This window comes from Moraxella sp. I5G (assembly GCF_055193055.1).
Genome location: NZ_JBUXLH010000009.1, coordinates 75201 through 86258 on the forward strand (window position 1 = coordinate 75201; position 11058 = coordinate 86258).

Here is an 11058-nt window from a genome sequence, read left to right on the forward strand (position 1 = left end):
ACTTATATTAAATTATTGGTAAAAATTAGCCCCATCTTGTTGGGTTTTAAATCGTCGATGAAACCACATCCACTGAGAAATGTCCTTTTTGATGTTGGTTTCAAACATGTCGTTGATGCGCTGGGCATCAAAAATTTCATCACTGCTTGGATAATTTTCTAAGGCAGGCGTTAGACTGATATGATAATGGGGGCGCTTGCCTTTCGGGATGTTGTCAGGCGTTTGACGTATCATATCCATCACCATCACTACAGGAGGATTCTTTTTATTACCCAGTTTGGCAAGTCGTCTTTGTGCGGTGATGGTGGCGGCTGGAACACCAAAAAATGTTGCCATTACTCCATGTTCTAATCCAAAATCTTGGTCAGGACTGTACCAAATAACCTTACCGTCTTGAATGCGATGAATGAGTTTTTTCATATCGCGATTACTGATTTGCTCATCAAAAATCCGTCTTCGGCTGTTATAAATTAGGTATTCCAAAAAAGGATTGTTTTGCTTACGATACACACAATCGGCAGCAAAAAATTGCGTACATAAGCGCCCACCTAAATCCAGCGTGGTGTAATGACCGCCTAGTAAAATCACCGCTTTGCCTTGTTTTTGGGCATTGACAAGGTGCTGAAGCCCTGAGATGCTAAACGTGCGTTTAAATACATTGGGTCTGTACCATGCGCATAACGATTCAAAAATGCCAATCCCTTGATTGACAAAAACTTGTTTGGCGATTAAAAGCCGTTCTTCTTCACTTTTTTTAGGAAACGCAAGTTTAAGATTGGTCAGTGTGTCTTTAACACGCGATTTGACCAGTAAAAATGCAATCTCTCCGAATTTTCTGCCAATCATAAACTGAAAACGCAGCGGCAAATAAATCAGTGGAAAAATTAGCAAAATTGCTAACATAATCCCCCAATTTTTAGGGTGTAAAAATTGCCATTGCCAATCTGCTTTTTTTGCAATCTGAGTTTGTTTGTGGGTGTCAGTTAAGTTTGGCATTTTAGTAATATCAACCGCTTGCGATTGTTTATCACCACAACTTCCACAGAAGGATTTTTCACTCATGACCACTCCGTTATTTAGTAAGATTTTCCAACTCATCCCAACGTTCTAATTTGGTAAGTAACAACGTTTCTATGTCTGTTAAGCGCTCACTGTATTTGGTAGCCAGTGCTAAATCTTGCACAAATAACGTCCCATCAGCTAATTTTTCATTTAAGTTTTGTTGTTCGGATTCTAATTGTTCAATTTCATCAGGTAACGCATCCAGTTCCCTTTGTTCTTTATAACTTAATTTACGTTTGTTTTGAGTGTTTGATTCAGCTTTATTGTCGTTTTTGGCAGATTTAGGTTGTGTTTTTTCTGCTTTTTGGGTTTTTGGTTTTTGAGTTTGTTCATCTTGTCTTTGTTTTTGGATTAAATAATCTTGATAACCGCCAACGTATTCAGACACCACGCCTGCATCATCTTTGTCTGTTTCAAAAACCCAAGTTTGGGTAACAACGTTATCCATAAACGCTCGGTCATGGCTGATAAGCAAAATTGTACCGTCAAAATTGATGACATATTCTTCTAAAAGCTCAAGTGTCGCCATGTCTAAATCGTTAGTTGGCTCATCAAGTACCAAGACATTGGCAGGTTTTAAAAGCTGTTTGGCAAGCAGTACTCGGGCTTTTTCGCCGCCCGATAATGCCTTGACAGGTGTTCTGGCGCGATTAGGCGTAAATAAAAAATCTTGCAAATAACCTAAAATATGGGTTTTTTTGCCATTGACTTCAATATAATCTGAACCTTCTGAAACGTTTTCAGCGACAGATTTTTCAAGGTCTAACTGTTCTTTTAATTGGTCAAAAAATGAGACCGTGATATTGGTGCCAAGTTTGATGTTACCCGCTGTTTTTGCGCTATCATCAAGTCCTAAAATGGTTCTGATTAAGGTGCTTTTACCAACACCATTTTGACCAATAATGCCAACTTTATCACCACGCATCAGTAGAGTATTAAAATCTTTAACTAAAATCTTGCCATCATATTTCAAGGTTAAATCGCTAATTTCGCAAACGATTTTACCTGATTTTTCACTGTTATTTTGTACTAAACTAACATTTCCCACCACATCGCGACGAGCTTTGCGTTCCTCTCGTAAGGCTTTTAAAGCACGCACGCGCCCTTCATTACGAGTTCGCCGAGCTTTAATGCCTTGCCGAATCCATGCCTCTTCTTCAGCAAGTTTTTTGTCAAAATCAGCAAAGGCTTTGGCTTGAGCTTGCAATTCTAACTCTTTTAATTCTTGATAGCGAGCGTATCCACCCACTCCAAGCGATACATCGTAGCTGGATAATTGACCGCGGTCTAATTCAATAATGCGTGTGGCTAAATTACCCACAAATTTACGGTCGTGAGTGATGAATAAAACCGTTAAATTTTGAGCTAAAAGATATTTTTCCAGCCAATCAATACTTAAGACATCTAAATGGTTGGTTGGCTCATCAAGTAGCAATACATCAGGACGCGTAACCAAGGCTTGTGCTAAAAGCACACGGCGTTTGCGTCCACCTGATAATGTGCTTAATTTGTCATCAGGATTTAACCCCATGGTGGTCAAAAGCATTCGGGCGTTTCTTTCTAAGTCCCAACCATGCAAATCATCAATTTGATGTTGTAAATATGCCATTTCATCACAAGCATTCATATCGCCATTTGTGCATTTTTGGGCGCTTTGGTGGTATTTTTGTAATAAATTAGCAAGGTGTTTATCGCCGTTCATGACGATACTAAGTAAATCATCGTCGCCATCAGGCACATCTTGAGCAAGCATGGCAATTTTTGTGCCATTATTGATGATGATTTCACCAGAATCGGGGGTTTGCAGTCCCATGATGAGTTTAAATAAAGTGGATTTACCCTCGCCATTTCTGCCAATCAAGCATACTCGTTCGCCAGCATTAAGACTGAAGTTTACGCCGTCCAAAATCGGAGCAACTCCAAATGCCAAATGAATATTTTTTAGATGAATCAACGCCATAAATTTTTTAAAAATGATAAAATTAGTCATTATAGCAAATTTTATAAAGGCTGGGAAAAACTTATGCAAGAGCTGATAGATTTACAAATTAAAATTGCGTATTTAGAAGACATGCTCGAAAGCTTAAATCACGTGATTGCTGTTCAAGATAAACAGCTGATGGATTTGCAAGCCCAATTAAAATTGATTTATGCCAAATTAGACAACCTTAATCATGACCAAAATGGCATTGCTCCTTTTGATTTGCTTGCCGACAAGCCACCACATTTTTAGGATAAACTGCAAATCGTTGTAAAAAATCGCTATTTTTACAAAATCAATGATTTTTTGTTTGTATTTTGTGTTTGCTTCCGATAAAATAGCCAAACTTTTCGTACACTTGTTTACAATAAGTGTACACCATGAATTAGTAAAAATGAAAGTGATGTAATTTGGAGATGAATCATGAATATAAAAAACAAAACTTTAGCAGTGATTGGCACAATTGGAATGGCGACAGCAGCACAAGGAGCGGGTCTTGATCGTTCAGGTCAAGATGTTACTGCTTTTTTACAAGATGGTACTTATGCTGAAGCAGTATATACATATATTGATGCCGATGTTTCAGGTTATGATAATGCAGCCAATGGCGGTATTAGTGCTGAAGATGGCTACGTACAAGGTAAAGCCACAGGCGATATTGCTGAAGCGTATGACTTTTTTCGTTTTGGGGTAAAAGCAGATATTAATGACCGCTACAGCGTGGGTGTGCTTTATGATGAACCATTTGGAGCGGCAATTCAGCATTTTGGCGATAGTAATTTTAATGCTCAAAACGCCAACGCTACCATTTCTGCGATGACCAATGGGCGAATTACTAGCCAAGCAGCACTGGCAAGAGCCGCGGCAGCAGGGCTGGTTACTGCAAGTAATGCTCAAACCATCGGTGCAGTTGCTAGGCTCAATGCCCAAAATGAAGGTCAAGGCACAAACGTGGAAATTCGCACGAATAATGCTACTTTATTGTTAGGTCGTAAATTTAACTTTGGTAAAAATCATTGGCAAGTTTATGGCGGTCCTTCAGCACAGCGTTTGACAGGTGAAGTGCATTTACGTGGTATCGCCTATAACAGAGCAACTGGTTATGATGCCAAAATTAGTCCTGACCACGGTTTGGGATTTTTGGCAGGCGTGATGTATGGTCGTCCTGAGATTGCCTTAAAAGCATCTTTGACGTACCGTTCACGGATTAAACATAAAAGTGATGTTATGGAAACCTTTCCAGCATTAGCCTTGGCAGGCGGCACTGCTTCTGTAACACAAGATTTTTCAGTATCATTCCCTGAATCGTATAATTTAGATTTTCAAACAGGCGTTAGCCCAACCATGCTTTTAACTGCTAAGGCGCGTTATGTACCATGGAGTAAGTTTACCATTGATCCTGCACTCTATAAAGCAACAACCCAGACATCAATTGTGGATTATAGTAAAGACCAATGGCAAGCCGAGATTGGATTGGGTAAAAAACTTAATGACAAAATCAGTGTGTCAGGTTCTATAGGTTATGATAGTGGTGCAGGTAACCCAGTGAGTACCTTAGGACCAATTAAAGGTTATTATAGTGTAGGGCTTGGAGCAAAATATAATTTGACACCTGAATGGTCTGTATCTTTGGGTGGTAAATATCTTAAATTTGGCGATGCTACTGCTCAATTACCGACCCGTCATGTGGTGGCAAAATTTTCCGATAATGATGGCTATATTGTTGGTTTAAAACTGGCTTATCAGAAAAAATAACCAAACTAAAAAGATTAAAAAAGAGAAAAAGCAGGCGAAAACCTGCTTTTCTTTTTTTTGTAAATTAGTTTGTTATTTGATAAACAAAGTAGACTTTGTTATGATACTAAGTAGCTATGTACCATCATGAAAAATAGGGGGTTTTATGCGATTTATTGCAAAAAGTATGTTAGGGATTTTTATGATAACATCACTGACTGCTTGTGTTTTTTCAGGTGGTTTGGAAAATAAAATCTCTCAATCCAAAAATAATCGTTTTACAGTCAATGAAAGCAAAACTGATAATATTGTTGCTGTAGGTAAACCTGCCAACATTATTACAACCCATCCTTATGCACTGGTTTTGGTGGGACAAAAATACAACTATTTAATTGAAGGTTTGGATGATGATGAGCAAAAATCCCGTGAAATTTTAACCATTTTTGAGCAATTACCCACAAAGTATTTAAGTATCAGTACTCAAACTTACCAAACTCAAAATACTGATTTTTTAATGGTAAGACCAACAGGCGGTCATTATTCTTGTATTTCAGAGTATGGATGTACACATATTACTTTAAGTTTTAAGAAACCTAAAAATCAGGTAAAAATCGCTGACGAAAATCAGCTGACTGCTTTGGGGTTTCGGTGTAATGAAATCACTGAAAATTTAAGCTGTTATCGCAGTATCAAAATGGCAGTTACACCCATCACCAAAGCAACCAATCAAAAAAATACTGCAGCAGCGTATCATTTTAAAAAACCCATCACGATAAAATTTTACGATTTTCATGCCAAAAAAGGTACGCTAAAGCGAGGTGTTTTGACAGCTTTGTTGCCATTGGCATTGGTGGTGGATGTAGTAACGTTTCCAATACAGGCTGAATTCAAAAAAGACCTTGTTTTTTAGTCACTACGCCCATTAAATCAACCTGTGTAAAAAAACACCGTCAATCAACGGTGTTTTTTACAAGTACAACAGCCAACATACTACTGAATGGGCTTTACAAAAATATCCCTGTCTTCAATTTTCCAAATATAAAAACCACCAGCATCTACAATATCAGCTTGTCTTGCAATTTGCAGGTTGTCGGGGTGTTTGCTTTTGAGTGCAGCCAGTCGTTTTTTAGCGCTAGCAGCATTGTCGCTTAATAGGTCGGTTTGAGCAAGACTTTGTTCAGCCTCTACATAACCCAGTGATGCTGCTTTTTCTAAATATTTTTGACCTTCTTTAAACCCGCCTGCTTCTGAAATCATCATGCCATATAAAAAATTGGCTTCTGGGTGATTTGGTTGTAATTTAATCGCTTTTGCCATATGATTATTAGCGCGCAAATTGTAAGCATCGCCAACGTTTAAATTTCTTGCCATACCATTAATTTTAGCAGCGCGCAGCAATACATCAAAGGATGCGTTTTTTGCACTGGCATAAGGTTCTAGCCAGTCTGATAAATGTTTAACATTTTCTGTGGTTAAATATTCAGCAGTGCGAGTGGGAAAGTTTGGTGGATAATGACGAGCATTGGGCGAAACGTCATCAATAAAATCATCAATCAATGTAACATCAATTTGTGTGTTGCCAGTTGTGTCAGCAGGAACTAATACTGTTTTGATAGTTTGAACGTGATTAGCACTAGCACTGATGGTCGGAACACCTGCAACAGTGGTATTTAATAGATTGGCGTTTTCAGCATTTTGCACGGTTTGAATGATTTCACCACGCATCGCAGGCGCTAGATTTTTATTGATACTAAGTTCAGCAAAACTTGGCGTCATCATACCCAATAGTAAACTAGCAAGCAAAAGTTTTTTCATCAAAATTTCCTTAAAATGAGGTTAAATTGGTAGTAAAAAATTGCCAAAATCATAACAAAATTATCTTAAACTTATGCTAAAGATTTTAGGACTTTTGGCGATATTTGTTACGTAAATGTAAATTTGGATAATTTATTTATGGCTTTATAATGGCATGGCATCATTATTGATTTGCATGCTGCCTTGATAGTAAGATAATTTTTTGTAAATAAATAACCCAAACAGCCCATTACAGATGCCAATAATTAAAAATAACTGTGGTAAAGATAGTTTTAAAACCGTTAAAATTACAATTGCAAAAATCGCCGAACTAACCATAAAAATAGCATTAAAAATATTATTGACACCAACCACGCGGGAACGATGGCTTTGAGGAGCATAAGCTTGCATAAAGGCGTAGAGTGGCACGATGTAAACCCCGCCAAACAGCCCCAATAAAAATAAATCGCCAAATACCCGCCAAACGCCACTAATTTTTATTAATGCGCCTACAGTATAAACAGTATTTGCGTTAATATGAATAGCATTGAGTGCAAAGTATAAATCCATTGCAAACGCACTTAGTCCAAGGATGCCAATTGGCAGCAGTTTAAGACTGATTTGATTTTTGGTTAGGGTTTTACATAGTAATGACCCAAGAGCTGTACCAACGGAAAACAGCGTTAGTAATAAAATTACCACGGTTTCATTTCCGTGTAAAATAACCTTAGTAAATTCGGGCATTTGAGCCAAAAATGTTGCTCCATAAAACCAAAACCAACTATTGCCCAAGATGATAAAATACAGTAATGGCAGACGGTATAAATATTGAATCAGCTCAAAACTTGTACTAAATATATTATAATTAACACGTAAATTGGGCACGGAAGCTTTAGTCTTAGGTAAAAATTTTGATGCAATAAAACCTAAAACAGCAATTACAAGCGTCATCAGTGAAATCCACAAACTTGAATTATCAAGTTGAGTTAGCACGCCTGCCATCATCATACCAGTTAATATCGCAAGACTTGTACCGGTTTGAAAAATACCATTAGCACCAACTAATTCGTCTTGATGCATCACTTCAGGCAAGTAAGCGTATTTTATGGGACCAAAAAATGTGGATTGACTACCCATTAAAAACAGCGCTACAAATAACAACCAATATTGCTCAAGCATAAAGCCTGCCATAGCAAGCCCCATAATAACAATTTCAAGAAACTTTACCCCTTGAGTTAAAGTGGCTTTCTCATATTTATCAGCGATTTGCCCTGCCAGCGCTGAAAATAAAAAGTAAGGCAGAATAAACAATAAAGCCGCTAAATTGTTTAATAGGCTGATTTCCATTCCCATTTTAGCAGCAGCAGAATAGGTTAAAACCAAAATAAGTGCTTGTTTAAACACATTATCATTAAATGCCCCTAAAAACTGCGTAAAAAACATTGCGCTAAAACGGCGATGTTGGAAAAGAGAAAATTGTGATGCCATAACTGATTAAAATTATTATTAAAAAAAATTAGTGTATAATAACAGAAATTTTACAAAAATTAAGTGTACTATTGTAATTTTGTTATAATGCGTTTGCTTTTTGGCAACAATTTTAATGATGTTGTATCAAGGTTATTTATGGTGGGTTTGTAAAAAATAGAATATGAAAATGGACAAGTCATCTCAAAAATACTCATCTCAAAAACGTTTATATTCTGCAATGCTTGCGATTGGAGTTGGGCAAATTGCGTTTGGTTTTGCCCCCACTCATGTTTGGGCAAAAGTACCAGAACAATCACAAACATCCACTTCACCAGTGGCGCTATTAACACCCCAAGAAATTGAAAATAAACTTATGCAGCATCAACACACTCAAACAGAGCAATCTGTTTTGGTGGATTTAGCTGATATGGCTCATGGCGGCATAAAAAACGACACACAAAGTTTTATTGTGCAAAATGATGGCGTAGACGATACATTGCCTATTGCAAAAATTGACAGTCCAGACATACCAATCGGTCTTGATATGCAAAGCATTACCAAATTACCAACCTTGCAAAGCATTGAACAAAATGCCAATCAACTTTCTGATCAAGTAGGTATTGAGCCATCTGTTTATCTGCCAGAATATCAACAAATCAGCAACGAAAACGCCGCAGATGATAAAAACGACGAACCTAATCAGAAACAAAACCCATTTAAAAAATTATACAATCACTTATTTAACGATGGTGTTGAAAAAGTACCGATGTTAAAGGTTCATTTATATGAACACAAACCAAATCAGCAAACCAAAACCACTGATTTGGATAAATTACAAGCAATAACCCGCTCACAAGCTAAACAACAGCCATATGCCAATATTGCAGCTGCTTTAAAAAATAATACTGCCCAAAGCATTGTGGATTTTCGTTCAGCGCTGCCAAAGTTAAGACAAACGGTTTTATCTGCCGCACAAGCGGTTGGTTATTATGAAGTCGATTTTAGTGTTATCAAAGCTAAATCGGGTGAGGTTAATGTTATCATTCATCAGCTGGGAAATCCTGTTATTATCGACCATCAAGTTTTGGATATTCGCGGTGAGGGCAGGACAGATAAAGCGTTTGAAGCAGTGGCTACTGGTAGCAAGTTAAAAAAAAGTGCAATTTTTAATCAGGGTGATTATGAACAAGTTAAATCAGATATCGCCAGCGTAAGTGGCGAACATGGTTATTTTGACAGTCGCTGGTTAAACGCATCAGCGGATGTATTGTTGCCTGATAACATTGCTGATGTCAATTTGGTATATGAAACTGGACAACAATATGCCTTTGATGATGTGGTGTTTTTTACCATTGACCCAACAACCAATACCCCAACAACCGACCCCGATAAATTACCTGTTAAACCTGAACTCTTAAAAAAATTACTAACCTTTAAAATGGGTGATGCTTATAACCGTAGCGCGGTAAGAAATCTTAGTAACAATCTTTTGGCAACAGGTTATTTTAATGCGGTAAATACCGAAACAGTATTGCCTAGTGCCAGCACTCAGATAGATAAAGGCATTCAGACAGAACAAATTGACAAAAAAGATAAGGAAGATGCCAGTCAAACGGTGGATTTAGGCGATGGCGTCAGTGCCGATATTGCTCCTTTGGAATTTACTGCTTCTCAAGCTCTTATGGATAAGTTGGCGCTGGTGGTAAAAAAGGCCGAACGTTTATATAACTCTCCTAATGATAGAGTGTTGGCAATCAATACCAATAAAAAGTCCAAAAGTTTGCTTGGGCGCATTTCTGATGCCATTAGTAATGTTGCGAAATTTATTTTGCCTGATGAAACTAAAGATGAAGCAATTGCTCCTGAGGGTCAAGAACCTGCAACGCTACAAGGCCGTAAAACCGCCCAAGAAGTTTATCAAGATAAAAAAGTGCCACTTTATGTATTTGTTGCTACTGACAAGCCAAAAAATGCCCAAATACAGTTTGGTTGGGGTTCGGATTCGGGCGCGCAAATTGGTACAAAATTTGACCATAATTTATTAAATAGAGATGGTATGCAGGCTGGATTTAAAACCAATTTGTCCAACCAAAATAAAGTGGCCCAGGCTTATATTGTTCGTCCTGTTACTCACCCATTAAACGACACCTTAAAGGGCAGTTTATCTTATAAAGATGAAAATTTAGACAAAGGCAAGGGTAATTTGCAATTATCCTCTAAAACCTTAGATTTGGGGTTAAGTCGCAATATCGTTAAAAAACAGGACTGGACTCGCACTTATTCGGTTCGTTATCATTTGGATGAATTGGAAACCAAGTTATCGCCTGAATTCTGGAAAGATTTGCCCGTACAATTTTTAGGTGGAAAGCCAACTCAAGAGGCTGTGCTTTTTGGTTATGCGATGAATAAAATGGTGGCAGACAATCCTTTGGCGGTCATGCAGGGTTATCGGCAGTATTATTCGGTGGAAGCAGGCACAAAAGCACTGATGAGTGATACTGATATGGCAATTTTTCGTGCCGGTATGAATGGCGTGTATAGTTTTGGTGATAACCAATACGGCAAAAAACGTCGCCATCAAGTATTGGGCGGTTTGCAGGCGGGCTATATTTGGGCGGATAATTTTCAGGATGTACCTTATAAGTTGCGGTTTTTTGCTGGAGGCGACCAAAGTATTCGTGGATACAGTTACAACAGTTTATCACCATTATCCAATAAAGGTTATTTGACCGGTGGTCAAGTGTTGGCAGTTGCGACCGCTGAATACAATTATGAAATCTTAAAAGATGTACGTTTGGGCGTATTTAGTGATGTGGGCAATGCTTATGATACAAGTTTTAGTAATCCCACCAAAATTGGTGTTGGTGTCGGCGTTCGCTGGGCATCCCCCATTGGTCAGGTGCGTGTTGATGTGGCAACTGGCATTCGTGAAGAAAATCGCCCAATCAAACTGCTGTTTTTTATTGGCACGCCATTTTGATTGTTTAGTTTATTAAGTGTTTTAGTTATTTTATTGG

General features: G+C 37.9%; 8 protein-coding genes. 4 read left to right on the top strand and 4 right to left on the bottom strand.

Annotated elements, in window-relative coordinates:
* Positions 1 to 12: 12 nt before the first annotated feature.
* Complete coding sequence (locus ACZBKJ_RS06400) at positions 13 to 1062, bottom strand: lysophospholipid acyltransferase family protein (protein WP_463200126.1); 1050 nt, start codon at positions 1060 to 1062, stop codon at positions 13 to 15.
* 10 nt (positions 1063 to 1072) lie between these two features.
* Positions 1073 to 3022: an ATP-binding cassette domain-containing protein gene (locus tag ACZBKJ_RS06405; RefSeq protein WP_463200158.1), complete on the bottom strand. Its 1950-nt coding sequence runs from the start codon at positions 3020 to 3022 to the stop codon at positions 1073 to 1075.
* A 63-nt stretch (positions 3023 to 3085) separates the two neighbouring features.
* Here ACZBKJ_RS06405 and ACZBKJ_RS06410 point away from each other — a divergent pair, with 63 nt between their 5' ends.
* From ACZBKJ_RS06410 to ACZBKJ_RS06420, 3 genes are all read left to right on the top strand, one after another.
* Positions 3086 to 3295: a SlyX family protein gene (locus ACZBKJ_RS06410; RefSeq protein ID WP_463200127.1), complete on the top strand. Its 210-nt coding sequence runs from the start codon at positions 3086 to 3088 to the stop codon at positions 3293 to 3295.
* A 171-nt stretch (positions 3296 to 3466) separates the two neighbouring features.
* Complete coding sequence (locus ACZBKJ_RS06415; RefSeq protein ID WP_463200129.1) at positions 3467 to 4798, top strand: hypothetical protein; 1332 nt, start codon at positions 3467 to 3469, stop codon at positions 4796 to 4798.
* Between the two features lie 145 nt (positions 4799 to 4943).
* Positions 4944 to 5687 carry a YidX family protein gene (locus tag ACZBKJ_RS06420; protein ID WP_463200130.1) on the top strand — a complete coding sequence of 248 codons (744 nt, stop codon included), beginning with the start codon at positions 4944 to 4946 and terminating at the stop codon, positions 5685 to 5687.
* Between the two features lie 80 nt (positions 5688 to 5767).
* Here the strand turns inward: ACZBKJ_RS06420 and ACZBKJ_RS06425 are convergent, their stop codons facing one another.
* Both ACZBKJ_RS06425 and ACZBKJ_RS06430 read right to left on the bottom strand, forming a co-directional pair.
* The gene (locus tag ACZBKJ_RS06425) at positions 5768 to 6592 is read right to left on the bottom strand and encodes a tetratricopeptide repeat protein (protein ID WP_463200132.1); all 825 of its coding nucleotides are present in this window, start codon (positions 6590 to 6592) and stop codon (positions 5768 to 5770) included.
* A gap of 144 nt (positions 6593 to 6736) precedes the next feature.
* A complete protein-coding gene (locus ACZBKJ_RS06430) occupies positions 6737 to 8059 on the bottom strand; it encodes an MFS transporter (protein WP_463200133.1) in 1323 nt (440 codons plus the stop codon).
* A gap of 169 nt (positions 8060 to 8228) precedes the next feature.
* On the opposite strand from ACZBKJ_RS06430, the gene ACZBKJ_RS06435 reads away from it, so the two are divergent.
* Complete coding sequence (locus tag ACZBKJ_RS06435; RefSeq protein ID WP_463200134.1) at positions 8229 to 11021, top strand: autotransporter assembly complex protein TamA; 2793 nt, start codon at positions 8229 to 8231, stop codon at positions 11019 to 11021.
* Positions 11022 to 11058: the final 37 nt, after the last annotated feature.

Bases quoted from the DNA above. Each gene is read 5' to 3' on its own strand.
- ACZBKJ_RS06430 (WP_463200133.1), bottom strand. From the start codon at position 8,059: ATGGCATCACAATTTTCTCTTTTCCAACATCGCCGTTTTAGCGCAATG.
- ACZBKJ_RS06425 (WP_463200132.1), bottom strand. From the start codon at position 6,592: ATGAAAAAACTTTTGCTTGCTAGTTTACTATTGGGTATGATGACGCCA.
- ACZBKJ_RS06420 (WP_463200130.1), top strand. From the start codon at position 4,944: ATGCGATTTATTGCAAAAAGTATGTTAGGGATTTTTATGATAACATCA.
- ACZBKJ_RS06400 (WP_463200126.1), bottom strand. From the start codon at position 1,062: ATGAGTGAAAAATCCTTCTGTGGAAGTTGTGGTGATAAACAATCGCAA.
- ACZBKJ_RS06405 (WP_463200158.1), bottom strand. From the start codon at position 3,022: ATGGCGTTGATTCATCTAAAAAATATTCATTTGGCATTTGGAGTTGCT.
- ACZBKJ_RS06410 (WP_463200127.1), top strand. From the start codon at position 3,086: ATGCAAGAGCTGATAGATTTACAAATTAAAATTGCGTATTTAGAAGAC.
- ACZBKJ_RS06415 (WP_463200129.1), top strand. From the start codon at position 3,467: ATGAATATAAAAAACAAAACTTTAGCAGTGATTGGCACAATTGGAATG.
- ACZBKJ_RS06435 (WP_463200134.1), top strand. From the start codon at position 8,229: ATGGACAAGTCATCTCAAAAATACTCATCTCAAAAACGTTTATATTCT.